Annotated in this window: 20 protein-coding genes and 1 pseudogene; 2 read left to right on the plus strand and 19 right to left on the minus strand. The window is 64.6% G+C overall.

Going from position 1 to position 19986, the window contains the following annotated elements; all coding sequences use genetic code 11:
* Positions 1-27 precede the first annotated feature (27 nt).
* From minE to EJ066_RS27860, 4 genes are all read right to left on the minus strand, one after another.
* Positions 28-300, minus strand: coding sequence for a cell division topological specificity factor MinE (minE, locus tag EJ066_RS27845; RefSeq protein WP_126043130.1), 273 nt, complete (start codon positions 298-300; stop codon positions 28-30).
* A complete protein-coding gene (gene minD, locus EJ066_RS27850; protein ID WP_126043131.1) occupies positions 297-1112 on the minus strand; it encodes a septum site-determining protein MinD in 816 nt (271 codons plus the stop codon). Before minD ends, minE begins: the two co-directional genes overlap by 4 nt.
* Positions 1113-1148: 36 nt before the next feature.
* The gene (gene minC, locus EJ066_RS27855) at positions 1149-1928 is read right to left on the minus strand and encodes a septum site-determining protein MinC (protein WP_126043132.1); all 780 of its coding nucleotides are present in this window, start codon (positions 1926-1928) and stop codon (positions 1149-1151) included.
* 167 nt (positions 1929-2095) lie between these two features.
* Positions 2096-2542, minus strand: coding sequence for a hypothetical protein (locus EJ066_RS27860; protein WP_126043133.1), 447 nt, complete (start codon positions 2540-2542; stop codon positions 2096-2098).
* Between the two features lie 257 nt (positions 2543-2799).
* On the opposite strand from EJ066_RS27860, the pseudogene EJ066_RS27865 reads away from it, so the two are divergent.
* A pseudogene (locus EJ066_RS27865) lies at positions 2800-2967 on the plus strand (SOS response-associated peptidase); the annotation flags it as partial.
* 122 nt (positions 2968-3089) lie between these two features.
* On the opposite strand, the gene EJ066_RS27870 reads toward EJ066_RS27865, so the two are convergent.
* The 9 genes from EJ066_RS27870 to EJ066_RS27910 all read right to left on the minus strand — a co-directional run bounded on the left by EJ066_RS27870 (position 3090) and on the right by EJ066_RS27910 (position 11564).
* Positions 3090-3239 (minus strand): hypothetical protein, encoded by a 150-nt coding sequence (locus EJ066_RS27870; RefSeq protein ID WP_126043134.1) that lies wholly within the window; start codon positions 3237-3239, stop codon positions 3090-3092.
* Positions 3240-3287: 48 nt separating this feature from the next.
* Positions 3288-3935: a BA14K family protein gene (locus EJ066_RS27875; RefSeq protein ID WP_126043135.1), complete on the minus strand. Its 648-nt coding sequence runs from the start codon at positions 3933-3935 to the stop codon at positions 3288-3290.
* A gap of 221 nt (positions 3936-4156) precedes the next feature.
* On the minus strand, positions 4157-4756 hold the full coding sequence (locus tag EJ066_RS27880; protein WP_126043136.1) for a mobile mystery protein B: 600 nt from the start codon (positions 4754-4756) through the stop codon (positions 4157-4159).
* Between the two features lie 8 nt (positions 4757-4764).
* Positions 4765-5223 carry a mobile mystery protein A gene (locus EJ066_RS27885; RefSeq protein WP_126043137.1) on the minus strand — a complete coding sequence of 153 codons (459 nt, stop codon included), beginning with the start codon at positions 5221-5223 and terminating at the stop codon, positions 4765-4767.
* A 134-nt stretch (positions 5224-5357) separates the two neighbouring features.
* Entirely contained in the window at positions 5358-6461 is a 1104-nt protein-coding gene (locus EJ066_RS27890) for a KamA family radical SAM protein (RefSeq protein ID WP_126044077.1), read from the minus strand.
* Positions 6462-6672: 211 nt separating this feature from the next.
* Positions 6673-7977 carry a mechanosensitive ion channel domain-containing protein gene (locus tag EJ066_RS27895; protein ID WP_126043138.1) on the minus strand — a complete coding sequence of 435 codons (1305 nt, stop codon included), beginning with the start codon at positions 7975-7977 and terminating at the stop codon, positions 6673-6675.
* A gap of 521 nt (positions 7978-8498) precedes the next feature.
* A complete protein-coding gene (locus EJ066_RS27900) occupies positions 8499-10121 on the minus strand; it encodes an ABC-F family ATP-binding cassette domain-containing protein (protein ID WP_126043139.1) in 1623 nt (540 codons plus the stop codon).
* Between the two features lie 234 nt (positions 10122-10355).
* On the minus strand, positions 10356-11090 hold the full coding sequence (locus EJ066_RS27905; protein WP_126043140.1) for a hypothetical protein: 735 nt from the start codon (positions 11088-11090) through the stop codon (positions 10356-10358).
* A 219-nt stretch (positions 11091-11309) separates the two neighbouring features.
* A complete protein-coding gene (locus EJ066_RS27910; protein ID WP_126043141.1) occupies positions 11310-11564 on the minus strand; it encodes a hypothetical protein in 255 nt (84 codons plus the stop codon).
* A gap of 341 nt (positions 11565-11905) precedes the next feature.
* On the opposite strand from EJ066_RS27910, the gene EJ066_RS27915 reads away from it, so the two are divergent.
* A complete protein-coding gene (locus EJ066_RS27915) occupies positions 11906-12253 on the plus strand; it encodes a hypothetical protein (protein ID WP_126043142.1) in 348 nt (115 codons plus the stop codon).
* Between the two features lie 64 nt (positions 12254-12317).
* Here EJ066_RS27915 and EJ066_RS27920 read toward each other — a convergent pair whose 3' ends face one another.
* The 6 genes from EJ066_RS27920 to EJ066_RS27950 form a co-directional block, all read right to left on the minus strand.
* On the minus strand, positions 12318-14333 hold the full coding sequence (locus tag EJ066_RS27920) for an amidase (RefSeq protein WP_126043143.1): 2016 nt from the start codon (positions 14331-14333) through the stop codon (positions 12318-12320).
* Positions 14334-14454: 121 nt separating this feature from the next.
* On the minus strand, positions 14455-16140 hold the full coding sequence (locus EJ066_RS27925) for a WD40 repeat domain-containing protein (protein ID WP_126043144.1): 1686 nt from the start codon (positions 16138-16140) through the stop codon (positions 14455-14457).
* A gap of 122 nt (positions 16141-16262) precedes the next feature.
* A complete protein-coding gene (locus EJ066_RS27930) occupies positions 16263-17033 on the minus strand; it encodes an exodeoxyribonuclease III (RefSeq protein ID WP_126044078.1) in 771 nt (256 codons plus the stop codon).
* Positions 17034-17040: 7 nt separating this feature from the next.
* Positions 17041-17688 (minus strand): alpha/beta family hydrolase, encoded by a 648-nt coding sequence (locus EJ066_RS27935; RefSeq protein WP_126043145.1) that lies wholly within the window; start codon positions 17686-17688, stop codon positions 17041-17043.
* A 234-nt stretch (positions 17689-17922) separates the two neighbouring features.
* The gene (locus EJ066_RS27945; RefSeq protein ID WP_126043147.1) at positions 17923-19128 is read right to left on the minus strand and encodes a tetratricopeptide repeat protein; all 1206 of its coding nucleotides are present in this window, start codon (positions 19126-19128) and stop codon (positions 17923-17925) included.
* Positions 19028-19933 carry a Ku protein gene (locus tag EJ066_RS27950; protein ID WP_126043148.1) on the minus strand — a complete coding sequence of 302 codons (906 nt, stop codon included), beginning with the start codon at positions 19931-19933 and terminating at the stop codon, positions 19028-19030. The genes EJ066_RS27945 and EJ066_RS27950 overlap by 101 nt, the downstream gene beginning before the upstream one ends.
* Positions 19934-19986: the final 53 nt, after the last annotated feature.

Here is a 19986-nt window from a genome sequence, read left to right on the forward strand (position 1 = left end):
GGCGCGAAGGATCTCTACGGAACGGATTTACCCCGCCAACGCCAATGGCCTTGCGCTCTTGTTGGGGATCTGGATGTCGATCTCCAGCGTCGACATCGTCTCGCCGCGATCCATCGAGACCTGCAGAAAATCCTGGTCGATCTGCACATGTTTGGCGATGACGGCCATGATCTCCTCGCGCAGCACCGAGACGAGATCGGGCTGGCTGCGGTTGCGGCGCTCATAGGCGAGCAGCACCTGCAGCCGCTCGCGCGCCACCGGCGCGCTGCCGCGCCGCTTGAAGAGGTCGAACAGGTTCATGCTGCCCTCCTTCCAAAAAGCCGGTCGAGGAAGCCCTTGCGCTCGAACGGCACGACGACCGGCAGCTCCTCGCCCTCGAGCCGTTTGGCCGCCTCGATATAGGCGCGGGCGGCGGAATTGGTGGGATCGCTGAGCGTGACCGGCGAACCGAGGTTCGATGCCTTGAGCACGTCCTGGCTTTCGGGGATGATGCCCAGGAGCGGCGTCGACAGGATCTCCAGAACGTCGTCGATCGAGAGCATTTCGCCGCGCGCGGCGCGGGCGGCATCGTAACGCGTCACCAGCACATGCTTGGCGATCTGCTCGCCCCGCTCGGCTTTGACGGTCCTGGCGTCGAGCAGGCCGATGATGCGATCGGAATCGCGCACCGAGCTGACTTCCGGGTTGGTGACGATGACCGCCTCGTCGGCAAAGCGCATGGCAAGCTGCGCGCCGCGCTCGATACCCGCAGGGCTGTCGCAGAAGACGTAGTCGAACACCGAGCGCAGCTTGTCGATCACCTCGCCGACGCCCTCCTCGGTCAACGCATCCTTGTCGCGCGTCTGCGAGGCCGGCAGCAGGAACAGCGTTTCGACCCGCTTGTCGCGGATCAGCGCCTGCGACAGCTTGGCCGTTCCCTGGATGACGTTGACCAGGTCGAACACCACTCGCCGCTCGGCGCCCATGATCAGGTCGAGATTCCTCAAGCCGACGTCGAAGTCGACCAGGGCCACCTTCTTGCCGGTCCTTGCGACCGCGGCACCAAGGGCGGCCGTCGAGGTCGTCTTGCCGACGCCCCCCTTGCCCGAGGTGACCACCACTACCTTGCCCATGAAAATGCCTCCATTATTGTTGTTGAGCGGCTGTTGTCAGTTAAGCGGCGCGATGCGCAGCGTGTCTTTTTCGAGAAAGGCCTGGACGGCTTTTCCACGCGAGGACGGCTCCATCTCCTCGGCGGTGCAATACCAGCCGTCGACCGACAAAAGCTCGGCCTCGTTCCTGCGGCAGAAGATGCGCGCCGCCGAATGGCCGAGCACACCGGCCGACGCGCGCCCGCGCAGCGTGCCGTAGACGTGGATGGAGCCCGCGGCGACGATCTCGGACCCCGACGCGACGGAGCCCAGCACGATGACATCGCCATGCGCATGGAAGACCGACTGGCCCGAGCGGATCGGCGTCTTGACCATCAGCGTGGCCGGCGCTTCTGGCTGCCTGTCTTCTGGCTGCCTGTCTTCTGGCTGCTTGCCCTGTTCCGCCCTGCCCGCCTCGTCCGGCTTGCCCGCCTCTTCGGGCCTGCCCTTGCTGTCGGCCTGCATGAGCAGCCCGGCGGTGGCCTCCTTGGCGCCGATCAGCACCGGCGGCAGATTGGGCGCAAGCGCCGTGGTTCCGTCGAGCTCGATGGCATAGATGCGGATGCCGCGCAGGCCAAGCTCGGCGACCAGCGCCTCGATCGCGCCGACCTCGGGCTTCAGCGTGTTGAGGTTAAGCACAACCGGCCGGCCGGCAAAGTAGCCCGGCGAGTTGCCGATCCAGCGATCGAGGCTCTCCAGCCACTCGCCCAACGGCGCTTCAGGGGTGAGCGTGAAGGCGACGAAGGAGCGGGCGCGAAAGCGGATGGATTTGGTCTCGACGGGGGCGGCAAAGGTCACTGGCGGCGAATCCTTACTGAGAGGTAAACGCTAGCCAGCCATGGTTAATGAAAGGTTAATGGAGGGGGTGTTCGCGACATTAGGAAAGCCATTTACTGACAGGCCAACCGTGTCAGCAGCCGAGCGGACAGCGCTGAAAATTGCCTGCCCTTCCTCGACCTTGCTGGCTAAGTGCCCTTCGCTGCGTCCTCGATCAGTTCCGCTAGCAAGGTAGAGAACCGCTGGTCAGCCCTATCCCCTATATTTCCCACTTCTCTCGCCACGATCCCGGGCGAAGAGACTGACACTTCCCCACTCAGCTGAACGTTGACCGTGAACGTCCTTCTGACCACCTCCTCCTCCATGCCTCGCTTCCTGTAGATTTGGAACCGAATAGATGGTGTTGACGCTTTGGCCTGGCGGGGTGGCGCGGTGTCAATGTCGACAGTCACCTCGCCCGCCACGTCAGCCTTGGCCGCTTGCAATGACGCAACCACGACGTCGTTTAGCCAGGCCCTGGCTTGCGCGCCGAAGTCCGCCACATCTCCCTCGGCCTTCTCATTGCGGACCTTTCCCTCTTGCTCACGGCGAGCTTCCTTCCCGCGCTCAACAGCTTCTTTGAACTTGGACATCATGGTTTGCCTCCGATTGTGAGCGCATGAGACCAGCGGTCACATCCGCCATGGTCCTCCTAAGGGGTAGAACGCGCACAATCGGAGTGCGTTGCGTAAGCGTTCGCCGCTGCGCAGGATAATATCCTTCTGGCGCGGTCGATCGCCGGGGTGGCGGCGGTGATCGCGCGCAGTGGTGCAGAGTGTCAGCAGCCGACCGGACAGCGCTGGAAATTCCCTGCCCTTTCCCACAGGATGCCTGAACATCGCTGGGGCTCGACATGTGCAACCTCTACAATCTCACGACCAGCCAGGAGGCGATCCGCCAGTGGACGCGCGCCTTGCGCGACATCCTCGGCAATCTTGAGCCTTCCATCGACATCTACCCCAACCAGCCCGGCCCGGTGGTGCGCAACGCGCCGGACGGGACGCGCGAGCTTGCCAATCTGCAGGAGCCTTTCAAGAGAATGCTCTGGTGCCGCACGAAGCCCCCTGCCGCATGGTTCGGCCAGCGCCTTCGGGTAACGAGAGCACATCGCGGACAGCAGCGGTCAGGAAGGCCGGCGCCGCCTCAATGCCGCTTGAAATACTGAACCTCGCGCTCGTGCTTCTCGGCTGCCTCGCGGGTGTCGAAGGTGCCGAGATTGCGTCGCCGGCCGGTCTTTTCATCCTTCTTGCGCGAATAGAGCCGGTATTTTCCGGATTTGAGTTTTCTGATCATTTGTCTCTCCCTGCAAATAGAGAAAGGGCCCGCCTGGCAACCCCACCCCTACTCGCACTGCCTGCGCGGGCCGCCGGAATAGGGCTGGTAGGTGTTGTCTTCCGGCCGATAGGAGCGGTAGCGGCTCAAGCAATATTGCACGTGGTCGGGCGAAAGCTGGGCGCCGTCCCATGCGCCCTCATCAGACGGGACGTCGCCATCCATTGACCAGGCGTCGTTCGCCTGGACATAGCTGGCGTCGTCGGCGGTAAGCGGCGAGATGCCCTCGGCGGCACCGGCCGCGAAGTAGGGCGAGATACAGGGGCGCTGTTGTCCGCTGTAGGATGTGTAGTGGTCGTCGCTTGGCCGGTAGGAGCGGTAGTGGCTTGCGCACCATTCCACATGGGCGGCAGGCACCGCCTGCTGCTCTTCCGCTGGCGGCTGGATAGAGCCGGTAGCGATGGTGTCGGGCGCCCAAGCTGCGGCATCGGCAGCTTTCGAGGCGCGATCGACCGGGCGGGCGGGAAGGCGCTCAAGACGCTGCGAAGCAGGGTTCACCGCTCGCGGCTCCCTCGTCCACAGTTCGGCGACGCTGGAGGCAGGGGCGACCTGGCGTACTGGCTCGGCGGTAAGAAGCCAGGTGGCGAAGGCCAGTCCGCTGGCGAAAACCGCGAGGGTCAGCCCGAAGCCGCCAACTACCGCCAGTAAAGGTCTCACCTTGCGCTCCTTTGCCCCGTCGTCTCTAAAAATGCGAGGCATTGGATCCGGTTCCACTCATGCGCGGCTGGAGCTTCCGCGCTTAAGGGAAGGTCTCCGTTTCTCGAAGGCCCTCTCCGTCTCGGCTTCGCCGAGCCATCAAGCTCGCGGGCCCTCCAGCACCTCGACCGTGTCGTTCACGCCTTTCAGGAGAACGCTCCGGTTGAGCAGCACGAAGCCGCCTATTTCGGCGCCCCGACAAACGTCAGCAACGGGACAATGTCGTGATTGTCAGCGGCGTTGAGGGCCGCGATGTAGGTCGCGCGGCGCCGGTTCATTTTCTGGAGGTTCGCGCCGGCGGTCCAGTCTATGGGGCCGGCCCCGTAGATCCTGTCGAGCACGACATCGGCCAAGATGCGGGCGTGGCGCCCGTTGCCGTTCGGGAAAGGATGAACCCATACGAGGCGGTGGTGCAGGCGTACCGCCATCTCGACAGGCTGATAGGTTCCATGATCCGCCCAATAGCGCGCGTCGTCCATCACCGCGCGCAACTCGGTGCCGATCTGGGCCGGATCGACGCCGATGTTCTTGCCTGTCTTCCTGAAGCTGCCGGCCCAACTCCAGATCTCGCCAAAGAGGCGGCGGTGGAGCTCGATCGCGAAGTCGTCGGTGAGGATGCCCTTGCGCCGCATCCTGGCCAGCCAGCGCAGCCCGGATGCGATGTTTGCCTGCTCCAGCTCGTCCAACTGGCCTTGGGTGGTGATGTGCTTGTGCTTCAGCCCGCCAAGCTCGTTCGGATCGAGAGGCGTCGCGCCTTCGGGATAGTCGAGCCTGACCGCCATGCCTGATGTCACTTGTCCTGCCAGAAATCGGGCGGCATTTCGAACATCAGCTCGCGCATGAGGCGCGACACTTCCTGCTCCGTCCGGCTGTCCGATACGGTCTGGTCCTCCAGCGCCATGTGCCCGCTTGCTACGCCGACGATCGCCTCCGCCTTTTTTCGCGCCTGCGCGGCGACGATGGTCTCGATGTCAACGGGTGGCTCGAAGGCATAGACGAAGCGGCAGCCCATGGCTTCGGCAGCGGCCTGCATGGATTTCAGCGTGATGCCGCCATCGAGCTCGGCCCGTTCCGCTTGCGCGATGCGGGCGCGCGTCACCCCCATCCGCCGCGCAAGCTGCGCGCCGGACATGCCGAGCGCCTTGCGCACCGTGCGGATCCAGCCTTCCGGGCGGATGTGGATATTGCCACCCCGGGCGAGATCCACCGTCGCCTGGTACTGCTCGCGGACAGCTTGTTTGACACTCATTGTAAACTCATATATAGACACGATCTATCAAACCGTCATTATATATGTATACAGAATGATCTAAAATGTCAATATTTATATTGACATTTTTCAAGGCTTCGCGACCCGCGTCGCACAGGCGAGGAACCCAAGCTTCAAAGGTCGCCGACAATCTCCCGATACCCTCGCACCTCTCCATCCTGCCCGCGAATCCGCCACGTCTCCCCCTCCCGCGCCTCGACATGACACGGCCCAATCGGCACCTTGCCGCCGCCGTCTGGCAGGTCCAGCACGTAGACGGGGTTGCAGATGCCCGACAGGCGCTGGCGCAGCGCGGAGACCAGCGCCTGGCCTTCGGCGATCGTGGTGCGCCGATGCGCCATGCCGCGCGCGAGGTCGCCGTGGTGGAGGTAATAGGGTTTGACGCCGAGGCGGTACATCAGCTCGCGGCACAGTTCCTCCAGCACCTCGACCGTATCGTTGACGCCTTTCAGCAGAACGCTCTGGTTGAGCAGCACGAAGCCGCCTTGCCGCAACGTGCGGCAGGCCGCTTCGGCGGCCGGCGTGATCTCCCGCGCGTGGTTGAAATGGGTGACGACCGTGACCATCAGCCGGCCCTGCAGGGCTTGAACCAGCCCAGACGTGACGCGCGAGGGCAGCGCGACGGGCACGCGCGTGTGGATGCGCAGCAGCCGCACATGCCGGATGGCCTCGATGCGGGCGCGGATTTCGGCCAGCGCCTTGTCGGGCAGGGAGAGCGGGTCGCCGCCGGTCAGGATCACCTCGCGGATTTCCTTGTGAGCCTCGATATAGGCAAAGGCCGGCTCCAGCGCCTCGCGCGAAAAACCGCGGCCGATCGAGGTCAGCGATTCCTTGCGGAAGCAGAACCGGCAATAGACCGCGCATTGATAGGTCGGGAACAGCAGGACCCGGTCGGCATGGCGATGCGTCAGTCGCGGCACCGGGCTGAATTCATGGTCGCCGATCGGATCGTCGAGCTCGCCTTCCTGCTCGGCCAGTTCCCCCGCCGAAGGGATGACCTGAAGCCGGATGGGATCGGCGGGGTCGTTCCAGTCGATCAGGTCGAGATAGGCTTTTGGGATGCGCACCTTGTGGCGCGTGGCCGCTTCCTGGGCCGCCGCGCGCTCGGCTGGCGACAGCGGCAACGAATCCAGATCGCGCACATGCCGCACGCCCGCGCGAACATCGTCCTGCCACGCGGCGTCGGCGTCCGGGGCGCGCTCGTCACCGGCCGGCATGCTGGCGTCGTCGACAGCCATACTGGCGTCGTCGACAGCCATACTGGCGTCGTCGACAGCCATACTGGCGTCGGGGATGTCGAGGTGTGAGGTCATCGAAGGGCTCCTTGAACGCGCTGGATACAGCATTGGAGCCAGGGCTTGAAGGCAATAAGCGTGCTGGGGTGGCACGGACGGGAAGGCTGTGCTCAGCGCCGAACCTGCCGCACCCTCAGCGCCCGCGTGATCTCCCAACCCGCCCATCCGGCTTCATGATGATCTCGCGATGCGGATAGGGGATGCTTATGCCGTTTTCCCTAAATGTGTCCCACAGCGCCAGCAGCACCTTGCCGCGCACGTTGGTCAGGCCTTGCTGGGGGTCGTGGATCCAGAAGCGCAGGACGAAGTCGAGCGAGGAGTCGCCGAACTCCGTGAGCCAGCAGACCGGCCGCCGGTCGGCTTCGACCCGGCCGACGCTCATGGCGGCCGCTATCGCCAGTTCGCTGACCTTGTGCGGGTCGGCGTCGTAGGAGACGCCGAAATTCACGTCGAGCCGCACGAGGTTGTCGCTGAACGACCAGTTGATGACCCTTTGGGTGATGAAGTCTTCGTTCGGGATCAGGAATTCGCGACCGTCGCGCGTCACCACCGAGACGAACCGCGCCCGCAATTCGCGTACCCAGCCGAAGGTGCCTTCGAGCGAAATGGTGTCGCCCGGCTTGATCGACTTGTCGAGAAGGATGATCATGCCGGAGACGAAATTCGAGACGACCTTCTGCAGCCCGAAAGCCAGGCCGACGCCGACGGCGCCGGAGAATATCGTCAGCGCCGTCAGGTCGACACCGACGGAAGACAAAGCGATGGCACCCGCCACCAGCACGAGGCCGATCTTTGCGACCTTGCCGACGAGGACGCGGATCGAGGGCGTCAGCTCTTCGGAGATCCGGACGCGTTCATCGATATATTTGCCGACGACCACCGCAAGCCAAACGGTGGCGATCAGCAGCAGCGCCGCTTTCAGCACCATGAGCGCCGAAAGGCGAACCGCGCCCAAAGGTATTGAGAGGCCGTCCAGGAAAGTCGCGGTCTCGTCATCGATGCCCAGGATGACAAGGGCCGCATAGATCCAGGTAAGCCAGCCAAGAGTGCGCGCAACGAGGCGGTTGCGGACAATGCGCGACAGCACCGACGCGAACAGCCACGCAAGGGACAGCGAGAGTGCGATATAGATGAAATGGGTCCGGCTTGGCCAGGTGACGGCGCGCATGAGAACGAGCGCGGCAAGCAGGAAGAGCGTGAACAGGATCCAGTCGGTGCGCCGCAGCAGGGCAACCACGACCCTCAACAGTCCGGGATGCCCCTTGATCTGGCGTGCCCGGTCCTCCACGAGCGGCTCGATACGCCGCGCCGCGAGCTTCGCGACCAAGAAGAGCACGACGATGATTGCGGCCTGATAGAAAAACCACGGCGTGACGGCGTAGTCGAACCATCGGCTGGCCCAGGCCAGCGATTCGTCGATGGCGTTGCGAAAATCCATTTCCACACGACCGTTATGGACCGGCGAACAGCACATCCACAATGTCGCCGGCCCTGTGAATGGTCAAGCCGACCATCAAGACGCCTTCCAGCGCCTCCGCTCTGCGCCTCGGCCCCCCACTCCTGCGCTCGACACCTCAGTATAGCCGCCGCCACAGGTGTGGGTGCCCTCCGGTGCCAGCTCAGCATCCGGTTTGAGAGCACGGCCGGGGAAGCGGCCGGCCGGAAACATCCGTTGATCCACCGACGGAGATCGCTAACGCAAAACATTAGCTTGCTCTTACATTAGCTTGAGCGTATATAAATAAATGGCCGGTGATCTACCCCTCCAACCGGTTAGGCTCGGCGCCAGTCCCTCCCCCCTCAGGCTACGACGCCGGGCCGCTCGGGGTTCCGCCCGGTTCCGGGACGCGCTTTTAAAGTATCCCCGCTGTTCCCTGTCGCGGCACGGCTGAGCAGCGACCTCCTGCCCCCGAAATCGAACGTTTGGGTGACGGGGAGCGACGAGCGCCGTTGCCCGCCTCAGCTCCGCAACCCGGGCGCTTCCTGCCCGGTGCGCTCGACATACTCCGTATAGCCGCCGCCATAGGTGTGGATGCCCTCGGGCGTCAGTTCCAGCACCCGGTTCGACAGCGCCGCCAGAAAATGGCGGTCGTGCGACACGAACAGCATGGTGCCTTCGTACTGCGACAGCGCTGTGATCAGCATTTCCTTGGTGGCGATGTCGAGATGGTTGGTCGGCTCGTCCAGCACCAGCAGGTTCGGCGGCTCGAACAGCATCAGCGCCATCACCAGCCGCGCCTTCTCGCCGCCCGACAGCACCCGGCATTTCTTGTCGATCTCGTCGCCGGAAAAGCCGAAGCAGCCGGCCAGCGCCCTGAGCGGCGCCTGGCCTGCCTGCGGGAACGCATCCTCCAGCGTCTGGAACACCGTGCGCTCGCCCTCCAGCACTTCCATGGCGTGCTGCGCGAAATAGCCCATCTTGACGCTCGGGCCCCGCGCCACCGTGCCGTTGTCCGGCTCGGAGGCGCCGGCCACCAGCTTCAAGAGCGTCGACTTGCCGGCGCCGTTGATGCCCATCACGCACCAGCGCTCGCGCCGGCGCACCTGGAAATCCAGCCCCTCATAGATCGAGCGGCTGCCATAGCTCTTGTGGATGTTCTTCAGCGTCACCACGTCCTCGCCGCAGCGCGGCGCCGGCTGGAAGTCGAACGACACCTTCTGGCGGCGCTTGGGCGGCTCGACGCGGTCGATCTTCTCCAGCTTCTTCACCCGGCTCTGCACCTGGGCGGCATGCGAGGCGCGCGCCTTGAAGCGCTCGATGAAGGCAATCTCCTTGGCCAGCATCGCCTGCTGGCGCTCGAACTGCGCCTGCTGCTGCCGGTCAGCGATCGCCCGCTGCTGCTGGTAGAACTCGTAGTTGCCGGAGTAGGCGGTCAGCGAGCCGCCGTCGATCTCCACCACCTTGTTGACGATGCGGTCCATGAACTCGCGGTCGTGCGAGGTCATCAAGAGCGCGCCGTCATAGTTCTTGAGGAACTGCTCCAGCCAGATCAGGCTTTCAAGGTCGAGATGATTGCTCGGCTCGTCAAGCAGCATGGCGTCGGGACGCATCAACAGGATGCGCGCCAGCGCCACCCGCATCTTCCAGCCGCCGGAAAGCTTTGCGACGTCGCCGTCCATCATCTCCTGCGAAAAGCCGAGGCCATCCAGCACCTCGCGGGCGCGCCCATCCAGCGCATAGCCGTCGAGCTCCTCGAACCGTGCCTGCAGATCGCCATAGCGGGCGATGATTTCGTCCATCTCACCTGATCGCTCCGGGTCGCCCATGGCGGCTTCGAGCGCGCGCATCTCGGCCGCCACTTCGCTCACCGGCCCGGCGCCGTTCATCACTTCGGCGACAGCGCTGCGGCCTTCCATATCGCCGACGTCCTGGCTGAAATAGCCGATGGTGACGCCGCGATCGACCGAGACCTGGCCCTCGTCGGGCTGCTCCTCGCCGTTGATCATGCGAAACAGCGTGGTCTTGCCGGCGCCGTTGGGGCCGACCAGCCCGACCTTCTCGCCTTTCTGCAGGGAGGCGGAGGCCTCGATGAAGACGATCTGCCGGCCGTTCTGCTTGCTGATATTTTCGAGACGTATCATGCTTCCACACGAGGCTTCAGGGGAATTTCCCCGGCCTTACGCGATCGGCCGCGCCAGAGGAAGCCCGCAAATCATGCAGGCCCGCGCCAAATTGCCCCGAACCTGGGCAGGTCAGCCGCCAGAGTTGTTCGCACCCCTCGTGGGGGAGATTGCGCGCTCAGCCAGCAACGCCGCATCCAATCTCGCCTGCGTAGGCGCATGACCGAACGCGGCTGCCGGCGCCGATTCCGTCCGCTATGAGTTTCGGGGGTCGGCCTGACACTGGGCGATGGCTCTTGTGGAGTTCATCAACTCGGTACGCACCTTGGAAGGCCGCCGAAGGTTCTGCCAGTAAGCGCCGATACCTTTCATCTCGTGACCGGCGCCACCACCAATCATGCCGTCCTCGGCGACGAGCATGGTCACGACCTTGACGCCGCATACGAGATTCCGGTTGGGATCGGTAATGTCGGCCTCCGATTTGAAGCCGCATCTGTATCTTTGCTCGTCGGCCAGCGAGAGCTGCAGCAGCCCTATGCTGTACCAGCCCAGATCCTCTTCCCAATAGGCCGTAGCGGTGTTGTAGACGGATTCCGCACCGGTCAGGTTGACCAACAGCGTGCGCCAGAAAACCGCGCGCCCTTTCCGGTCCTGCAGCATGTAACCGGGGCAGAAGGCACCAACGTCGGACGGTTCGAGCGCGGTCAACGGTTTGTCGGCGTCGATCAGCGCCGCGAGCTTGCGTGCGACCGTCTTTCTGTCGAACTGCTGCTCCACCGCGCCTTGCGCATGGAGGCATTTTTTGGCGAAGGCCTGGGCTTGCGGCTGGGTCGTGTGGCGATGAGCTCGCCATTGCGCGGTGCAGGACGGCTTGGCCCGGGCGGCCTGGGGAGCCATCGGGACCGCACTCTCGATGACGTGAGGGCCAGCACAGCCCTCAATCAGGCCTGCCAGCGTGGCAGACACCACGATCGCCTGCAAAAGCCGCAAGCACAAAAGACCCTTCAGCCGAGCCGACCCGTACACTTACACAGCCCCTCTCCTGCCGACTACTCGATGCTTGCGGCAGCCTGCCCGGCCTTTTGGTCCAACATGCCAGATCAGTGTTGTTCTGTCACCCGATGCCGCCGGTGACTGCATAGGCGCCGGCGGTGCTTCGCCGACCCGACCGGCACCTGTGCTGCCAAGCCCGGGCCGCGCGGCACCCGCCTAAAGGCAGATACCAGTTCCATGGTCGAGCCGGATGCTCGTTTCGGGGGGATCATCTTCTGCGGCTTCCTCGCCGGGCCCATAGGCCGCCCAGAGGATGTACGCAAAATGTCCAACCTCCAAAATGATTACACCGATAATCGTCCAGCCGAGAGCCTTCCAGACTGAACCCGTTGCCCAATAAGTCGAGATCGCCAAGACGAACGACATGATGAGCATGCCCACCAGGAACTTCACTACATTCATGATTTTCAAAGCCGTCCCGGAACTTACAACAGCCGAGGCGCCTTCCCCTTACCCCAATACTCAATACCCAATAGTCCCAAACCAGCATCCCATTATTTTAGAGATTACGCAAGTACCATGTCGGGTAACGGCTGCGCCGATGCAACGTCTGGTTGTCCAAGTTGCTTGGGTCCGGTTGTTTCTCGACGCCGCCGACGAGAGCTCGGGATGTTGGCCGGACATTAGGAGCGATGGCCAGTCCGGAAGGATCCGCTTGGCGTTCCGATTTCGAGGTTTGAACTTAATTGGCGGAACCTCGGATGCTGACGGCAGTTTAGGAAGATAGCCTCAAACACCGAAAGGAGGATAAGATGAAGACGCTAACCGCTATTTTGCTCGCCACCTCTATGATCGGCCTGACCGCCGGCACGGCAAGCGCCAAGTGCCATGACACGACCGCATCGATCGACAGCCAGGCCCAGGCGGGTATCTCAAAAGACGGAACGCGTGCGCCGCTTGAAACTGACGCGAATGCCGGTAACAGGGCCGAAGGCGGCCCGGCCAACAAGGACGCCAACACCATGCCGCTCGCCAACCAGGAAGGCGGCGGGGATAAGAACCTTGCCACGTCGCAGCAGGATACAGAGGCGCAGCAGGAGGGCGACGAGACCGCGGCGGCCAAGGCCGACGCCGGCAGCGACCCCTGCAAGCCGGACTGATGCCGATTGAAAAGCCGGCCGCATATGCCGCCCTGCATGCCGTGGCACACGGCGAAGCGCGACGCTACGCAATCCCACCCATCACCGCATAGGCGCCGGCGACGCGCCCATCTTCCAGGCGAACGACAGCGGTGACGATCGAGCCGTACGAGCCGCGCCAGACGCTGTGGACTGCCTTATGCGTGGCGGTCGCCACAAGGACGCGCCCGGTGAAGTGCGCGCCGCTGCGCTGCACGGCGACAGGCTCACCGTTGACATGAACTTTTACGCTGGCGGACTCAGCCTCGCCATATAGACTGAGCGTGATGGTTATCTCGTCCTGGCCGCCCGAACGGCGCGTTTCGGCGGCAAGCGTGACGGTGAGCGACGCATCGATATTGCTGGACGGAAAGCCACCGCCCCGACCAGGAAATACATCATCGGTCAATTCAGGCGTGCGCGGCGGGCTGGTGCGGCGCTGGCCAGAGCGCTCGAAGTCGCCGGCCAGCCGAAGCAGCTTAGTATCACTGTGGGCTTTGCCGGCGAAGGTCAGGCCGACCGGCATGCCGATATCGGCCATCGTGCCCATCGGCACGGTCACGGTCGGAATGCCGAGATGGCGCGGCACCAGATTGCCGTTGGCGACCCAGGTGCCGTTGCGCCAGGCGAGCGCCGCGGAGGCCTCGTTGACATCCGCATCGGCCGGACCGACGCCGGCGACGGCGGGAAACACGACCGCGTCGAGCCTTTGCGCGTCGAGCCAATCTTCGAAGTCGACGCGCCGCGTTGCCTCGAGGCCTTTCAGGCCGGCCTCCAGCTCGGGGATATCAGCGAAGGGTGTCACGCCCAGCTTCGCCCGTTCGACATATTCCGCCAGATCGAAACTGTCCTCATAACGATCCGGCAGCGTGCCCGGCGGCTGCGGAAAGATCCTTGGGCCGTCGACCGAAGCGAGATCGGGGATGGTCGGGTCGGCATTGGCGCGTAGAAAATCGTCCCAGGCGAAGACGCACAGGTCCCATATCTCGCGCTCGGCGAATCCTTCCGGCACCAGCCCGCGATCGACCATGTTCTTTGTGCCCGGCCGGTCGCGCTCATAGTTGGAGACGACAGGGAAATCGACTTCGACCACATCAGCCCCGAGCAGCCTGAGATCCGCTGCCGCCTGCTCCCACAGATCCAGCACCGACGCGCGGGTCTGGATCGGAACGTCAGCCTCCGTATCGCGGCCGATATACATGCGCGGCACGCCGAGCCGTATGCCTTGCAGCGCTCCTTCCAGCCTGAGGCCGGTGTAGCGTGGCGGCCGCACATCCGAGCTCTTCGGCAGCGCCACCCAGGGCTGCGCGCGCCAGAAATCGCCTCTCGTGTCGGGGTCGTCGGCGACGATCACGTCGAGCAGTTCGAGCAGATCCGGCACGCTGCGCGTATGCGGCACCACCACGTCCATGGTCGGCACCAGCGGCCAGTTGCCGCGCACGGAAATGACGCCGCGCGACGGCGTGTAGGCGACCAGCGCATTGTTCGACGCTGGCGCCCGGCCCGAAGACCATGTCTCCTCGCCGAGCCCGAAGGCGGCGAAACTGGCGGCTGTCGCGGTGCCCGAGCCGTTGGACGAGCCGGACGCGAAGGCCGCGGTCAGGTAATCGGAATTGTAGGGGCTTTCCGCCCGGCCGTAGACGCCGCGCTGCATGCCGCCATTGGCCATCGGCGGCATGTTGGTGAGCCCGATCAGCACCGCGCCGCCGGCCCTGAGCCGCGCGATGGTGAAGGCGTCCTCATTGGCGATCAGATGTTCGAAGGCTGGCGAGCCGGCGGCCACCGTCAGGCCCGATACCTTGTAGCTGTCCTTGGCGGTGTAGGGGATGCCGTCCAGCGGCCCGAGCGCGGCTCCCTCCCTACGCCGCAGGTCGGATGCAGCAGCCTCCTCAAACATCTTGGGATTGAGCACGGGAACGGCGTTGAGGGTGATGCCGTGGCGGTCATACCTGGCGATGCGCCTGAGATACGCGCCAACCAGTTCGACGCTGGTGACGGTGCCGCCTTCCAGCGCCCGCCGCAACTGCGCGATCGACGCTTCGACGATGCTGAGATCGGTCATGGGTGTATTTTCCAAGGTTAGTGACGATTGGCGAAGGCGATGACGACATCCAATCTCCCCCTTGTGGGGGAGATGTCCGGTAGGACAGAGGGGGGCGTCTAAGCGCCGATCAAAAATTTGTTCACTCCGGCGCGCCAGCAAAAAGCACCACGCCGTCGCCGCCGGCCGCCGGCCAGTCGCGGATGGCGCGGTCGTAGCCGCCGGTCAGCATCGTGCCGTCGGCGGCGAACGCCACCGCGTAGACCGGTCCGGACTGGCTGTCGAACAGGGCGGTCTCGTTGCCGGTTTCCATATCCCACAGCCGTGCCGTGCCGTCGAGCGAGCCGGAAAGCAGGCGCTTGCCGTCGGCCGACAGCGCCAGCGCATAGACCGTGCCCGAATGGCCCTCGAGGCGCCTGACTTCGCGGCCGGTGTCGAGATCCCAAAGCTTGATCGTATAGTCGCCGCTGCCTGTGATCAGATGATGCCCGTCGGCCATGAACACGACTCCATAGGGGCCGTGCTCATGCCCGCGCCAGCTGCGCAGCTGCTTGCCGGTGTCGATATCCCATAGCTTCAGCGTGCCGTCGATGCTGCCGCTGACCGCGCGTGTGCCGTCGGGCGAGACGGCGACGCCGCTGATCGACCAATCGTGCTTCGTCAGCACATGCAGCACGGAGCCCTTCTCGATATCCCAGACGATGACCCTGCCGGTATCGTGCCCGCTGACGGCGCGTTTGCCGTCGGGGCTGATGGCGAGCTTGTTGACGCCGCCGTTCTGCCCTGACGAGAACACATGCAGTACCGCGCCATCGGAGACCTGGCGCAGCACGATCTCGCCGTCGTCGCCCGCCGTCAGCGCCCGCGTCCCGTCCGGCATGAACAGCGCGGTGCGCGCCATGTCCTTGTGGGTGCCGAGGGTGCGGATCAGGCGCTTGCCGTCGACATCCCAAAGCTTGATCGTGTGGTCGGTGCTGGCGCTCAGAATCGAGTGCCCGCCGGACGCCACCGCCAGCCAGACGACAGCATCACGGTGGCCATCGGGTTGCGTCGGCTGCGGCGGTGGAGCCGGGGGCAGCGGCGCGACGGTCTGCGGTGTCGGAGCGGGCGCTGGTGCAGCCTCCGGCGACGAGACAGGCGGGGCAAGCGCAACCTCGGTTGGCGAGGCAGGCGCCAACGGGGTATTCGGCGGTTGCACCTGCTCGACCCCGGCGCCAGAGTCCACAGTTTGCCCATCCCCATCGCCGGATTGATCGCCGTTTCCGCTCGGCAGCGAAGGCCCCGCCATTGCATTGGGCGTCGAAGCAGGCACAGCCTGCTCTGGCGGCGCAACCGCTGCCTCAGGCGCAACCGCTGCCTCAGGCGGACCCGACGCGGCGGGTACTTCCGGCGCAGAGGCCGGTGCGCTGGCGACATCTTCGCCCTTCGGGGCGTTCGGCACGGGTTGCTCGGCGGTCAAGTCCTTGCCGGCGTTTGGCCGCTCCGGCCAGGGGCCGAACTGGTCGGCCACCAGAGCGAGAACGGCAAGGAACGGAACGACGGCGAAGAGCTTCCGCAGGCGTGGTCGTCCGCCGGGTTGCGTTTCGGCACCTCGGCCGAACAAGGGCGCGGCTGGTCCCGGCTTCGACCGGCCTGACAACAGGCCGGCCCAGAACAGCAGGGCTGCAAGCGCCGAGACGATGCCCGCCACCCCGAAAAAAGCCAGGCGCACGGAGGCGAAAGCGTCGCCAGCGCCCTCGCCGCCCAGCACGAAATACACACGTGTGAGGCAGAGCACGCCGACCGCCAGCAGCAGCACCGCGAGCAGCCTGTCGGTAAACCTGTTCATTGGGCTCCCCCCTTGGGCCGCCATCCGTTTCGCCCATAATGATGCCGGTCAACGCCGGGCTTGTCGATGTCCTTCTGTTGATGGCCGATCTCTCCCTCGTGACTGAGATTGGCTCTCCGTTCTCACCGCAATTCCACCCACACCGGCGCGTGGTCGCTGGCGCCGGTCTCGCCGCGCACGTCCCGGTCGATCCCTGCCCCGGCCAATCGACGCGCCAGCTTCTTGCTGAGCAACATATGATCCAGCCGCAAGCCGGCGTCGCGCGGCCAGCGGTTGCGGCGATAATCCCAGAATGTGTAGAGCGTCTCCTTAGGGTGTTTCTTGCGCAGCGCGTCGGTCCAACCCTGGTCGAGGAGTGCTGCGAAGGTTTCCCGGCTTTCCGGCTGCACCAACGCATTGTCGTCATAGGAGCGGGTCGGGTAGATGTCGCGCGGCTCGGGCACGATGTTGTAGTCGCCGGCCAGCACCACCGGCAGGCCGGTGTCGAACAGTTCCGCGGCATGCGCGTTCAGGCGTTCGTGCCAGGCCAGTTTGTAGGCGAATTTCGGGCCGGGCTGCGGGTTGCCGTTCGGCGCATAGAGCGAGGCGACGACGATGCCGTTGACCGCCGCCTCGATGTAGCGGGCCTGCTGGTCGCTCTCGTCGCCGGGCAGCGCCTCGCGGGTCAGCACGGGTTCGGAACCGCGCGCGAGTATGGCGACGCCGTTCCAGGTCGGCTGCCCAACAAACACCGCGCCATAGCCGGCCGCGGCGAGTGCCGTGCGCGGAAACTGCGTCTGCCTTGCCTTGAGTTCCTGCAGGCAGACGATATCGGGCCTGGCGGCAGCCAGCCAGGCCAGCAGGTTTTGCAGCCGGCTGTTGATGTTGTTGATATTGAAGGTGGCGATCTTCATCGACACGTCAGGAAGCGATCCTGTTAGCCCACGCCTTTACCGCATCAGTCATCGTCTTCAGATGATCGGCGGTGGAGAAGCCGGAGACGCTCTTGCGCGGCTTCAAATCGTGGTCGCCGTCCTCCAGCCAGAACATTTCGATGCTGTCGGAGAGATCGTAGGTCGCGACCTCGTCCTTCGTGCCGAACTCGTCGCGCGTACCCTGGAAGATCAATGTCGGGGTTTGGAGGCCGGCCAGATGCTTGGTGCGCAACTGCGTCGGCTTGGCCGGCGGGTGGAAGGGATAGGCCAGACAAAGCAGGCCGGAGATTTCGCCCCTGGAAAACATCTCGTCGGCGATCATCGAGGCGACGCGGCCGCCCATCGACTTACCGCCGACGATCAGCGGGCCGGTCACACCCTTTGCCCTGAGGTCGGCGATCGCCTTGATGTATTCGGGATTCACCGCCTCGGCGCGCGGCGGCGGCTTGCGGTGGCCATAGCGGCGGGCGGCCATGTAGTGGAATTCAAAGCGCGCGACCCGGAAGCCGGCGACAGCCAGCGCTTTTGCCGTGGCGGTCATCGGGGCCGAGTCCATCGGCGCCCCGGCGCCATGGGCGAGAAGGATGGTGATGGGGGCGGTCGCGGGACCGTCGAGGAGGAAGCTAGTGGGCATGACGATGACGTCCTGGTGCGACGGCGACGCTGCCCATCTCCCCCCTTGTGGGGGAGATGCCCGGCAGGGCAGAGGGGGGCGTGAAGGAATGCCAGCCTTCGGTCAAACTTCTGAGAGGAAAAACGCCATGAAATTGGTCGGACCGCTGGCGGGACAGCGCCCCCCTCTGTCCTGCCGAACATCTCCCCCACAAGGGGGGAGATCGGCTGTCATCTCGGCCTTCGCCAACCATCGTTACCCCGCCGACATCCGCGCCAGCTGCAAATCGATGAACTGGATGCCCTTGGCCGCCATACGCGCCCATTCGGAGCTGGCGTCGAGCTCGAGGTAGCGCGACCAGTTCCGCCGTGCCTCGGCAAGGTTGCCTGCATCGAACTCCAACCGTGCCAGGTTGAAAACCGCATCGGCATAGTTGGCGTCGAGTACGATCGCCTTTTGCAGGTGCCGGCGCGCCGAGGCTTCGCGGCCTTCGTCGCTCATCAGCCCGGCGAGATTGAACCAGGCCTCGACAAAGCCAGGATCGAGCTTGATCGCGCGCGCATAGTCGTGCGCCGCCTCGGCCGCGCGGCCGGCGGCGCGCAGGCAGTTGGCGCGGTTGAAGGCGGCGATGGCATCGGTCGGATCGATGGAAAGGCAGCGCTGGTAGAGCACCGCCGCCTGCTCGTGGTCTTCAGCCGCTTCCGCGGCTTCGGCGTCGGCGAACAGCTCTTCCAGCGTGTCGTCATCCGCCGACCCCAGATCGAACAGCAACTGGCCGTCGAGCTCGCTCTGGCCGTCCTCGAGATAGATCGCATCGGCGCGGCCATGCTGCGAGCCGACATTGAGCGACTTGGCGGTCAGCGAGGCGACCGGGCCGGAGCGATGCACCGAGCGCGCGATCGCTCCCCAGGAGGCGCCGCCGGCAACCAGCCCGGCATATTTGCGGGCCAGGATCAGGTCGCGGAACGAATAGGGTTCGCAATCATGCTCGAAGGCATCGAACAGGCTGAGAAGGTCGAGAGCATCGGCGGCCAGCCGCGACTGATCAAGAAGCGATTGCCGCGACAAGGCCGAGGCCTCCGGCGCCTTCATCAGCCCGAGCAGGCGCAAAAAACCGTTTTCGCTGATCAGCTTTCGGCCGGCCGCGTGCTCAGCCGCGACACGGCGCTCGATCTCGGCATCCCCGGCCTTGGCGAGATATGTGCGTCCGAATACCACATGGGTGGTGCGCCTGGTGACGCCGCGCCGCAACTGGCCGTGCTGGCGCTCGACCTCGCGCGCCGCCAGCCTGAGCGGGAACGCCGCCAGCGCGCCGATGGTGCCGACGACGCTACCCGGGGTGTTATGCCGGTGGGCGCCGTCACCCTTTGCTCTTGCCGACAGCCTTGAGAAGATTGGCCTTGAGCGGGTTTTCCTTGGCCGCGGCGCCCTTGCCCTTGGCCGCAGGCTTCGCCGCTTCATCGGCCTTGCTCTTCGACTTGGCCGGCGGCTTGGCCGATTGCGACAGGCTGGCCTTCAGCGCATCCATCAGGTTGATGACGTTGCCGCGCTCGGGTGCGGCCGCGATGATCGGCTTGTGACCCTTGAGCTTCTCGCGGATCATCGCCATCAGCGCGATCTCGTAGCGGTCCTCGTAGTTCTTCGGATCGAAGGTGGTTTCCTTCTGCTTGATCAGCGCTTCGGCGAGCTGCAGCATTTCCGGGTCGGGCTTGCCCCCCGGAATGTTGCCGAAATATTCAGCCGTGCCGCGCACTTCGTTCGGATTCCTCAAGGTGCAGACGAACATGCCGTTCTCGCGCGCGCCGATCGTTACCACGCGCTCGCGGCTGGACAGAACCAGCCGCGCGATCGCCAGCTTGCCCGACTTGCGCATCGCCTCGCGCAGCACGACGAAGGTCTCTTCGGCCATCGCGCCATCCGGCGCCAGATAATAGGGCGCGTCCTGGTAGATGACGTCGACCTCGCCCTCGTCGACGAAGGCCTCGATGTTCATCGTATGATTGGATTCGATGCGCACCGCGTCGAGGTCGGTGTCATCGATGATGATGTACTGCTTGTCCTCGTATTCGTAGCCCTTGATCAGGTCCGAACGCTCGACCAGCCCGAGTTCGGGATCGACCGGCTTCATGTTGATGCGGTTGTGCGTCTTCTTGTGCAACTGGTTGAAGCTGATCCGCTCGCTGGCGCTCGTCGCCGGATAGAGCCGGACCGGACAGCTGACGAGACTGAGCTTGAGGTAACCTTTCCAACTTGCCCTGGGCGCCATGAAATTCTCCTACGCGGCCGTGCACTGTCGAACTGTTTGCAGCGCTGTTCGTC

This window comes from Mesorhizobium sp. M9A.F.Ca.ET.002.03.1.2, from assembly GCF_003952365.1.
Lineage (GTDB): Bacteria > Pseudomonadota > Alphaproteobacteria > Rhizobiales > Rhizobiaceae > Mesorhizobium.

Excerpts from the sequence above, each read along its gene's own strand:
- minE (WP_126043130.1), bottom strand. The coding sequence starts at position 300 with ATGAACCTGTTCGACCTCTTCAAGCGGCGCGGCAGCGCGCCGGTGGCG.
- minD (WP_126043131.1), bottom strand. The coding sequence starts at position 1,112 with ATGGGCAAGGTAGTGGTGGTCACCTCGGGCAAGGGGGGCGTCGGCAAG.
- EJ066_RS27860 (WP_126043133.1), bottom strand. The coding sequence starts at position 2,542 with ATGATGTCCAAGTTCAAAGAAGCTGTTGAGCGCGGGAAGGAAGCTCGC.
- EJ066_RS27870 (WP_126043134.1), bottom strand. The coding sequence starts at position 3,239 with ATGATCAGAAAACTCAAATCCGGAAAATACCGGCTCTATTCGCGCAAG.
- EJ066_RS27880 (WP_126043136.1), bottom strand. The coding sequence starts at position 4,756 with ATGGCGGTCAGGCTCGACTATCCCGAAGGCGCGACGCCTCTCGATCCG.
- EJ066_RS27885 (WP_126043137.1), bottom strand. The coding sequence starts at position 5,223 with ATGAGTGTCAAACAAGCTGTCCGCGAGCAGTACCAGGCGACGGTGGAT.
- EJ066_RS27890 (WP_126044077.1), bottom strand. The coding sequence starts at position 6,461 with ATGCCGGCCGGTGACGAGCGCGCCCCGGACGCCGACGCCGCGTGGCAG.
- EJ066_RS27895 (WP_126043138.1), bottom strand. The coding sequence starts at position 7,977 with ATGGATTTTCGCAACGCCATCGACGAATCGCTGGCCTGGGCCAGCCGA.
- EJ066_RS27900 (WP_126043139.1), bottom strand. The coding sequence starts at position 10,121 with ATGATACGTCTCGAAAATATCAGCAAGCAGAACGGCCGGCAGATCGTC.
- EJ066_RS27915 (WP_126043142.1), top strand. The coding sequence starts at position 11,906 with ATGAAGACGCTAACCGCTATTTTGCTCGCCACCTCTATGATCGGCCTG.
- EJ066_RS27920 (WP_126043143.1), bottom strand. The coding sequence starts at position 14,333 with ATGACCGATCTCAGCATCGTCGAAGCGTCGATCGCGCAGTTGCGGCGG.
- EJ066_RS27925 (WP_126043144.1), bottom strand. The coding sequence starts at position 16,140 with ATGAACAGGTTTACCGACAGGCTGCTCGCGGTGCTGCTGCTGGCGGTC.
- EJ066_RS27930 (WP_126044078.1), bottom strand. The coding sequence starts at position 17,033 with ATGAAGATCGCCACCTTCAATATCAACAACATCAACAGCCGGCTGCAA.
- EJ066_RS27935 (WP_126043145.1), bottom strand. The coding sequence starts at position 17,688 with ATGCCCACTAGCTTCCTCCTCGACGGTCCCGCGACCGCCCCCATCACC.
- EJ066_RS27945 (WP_126043147.1), bottom strand. The coding sequence starts at position 19,128 with ATGAAGCGGCGAAGCCTGCGGCCAAGGGCAAGGGCGCCGCGGCCAAGG.
- EJ066_RS27950 (WP_126043148.1), bottom strand. The coding sequence starts at position 19,933 with ATGGCGCCCAGGGCAAGTTGGAAAGGTTACCTCAAGCTCAGTCTCGTC.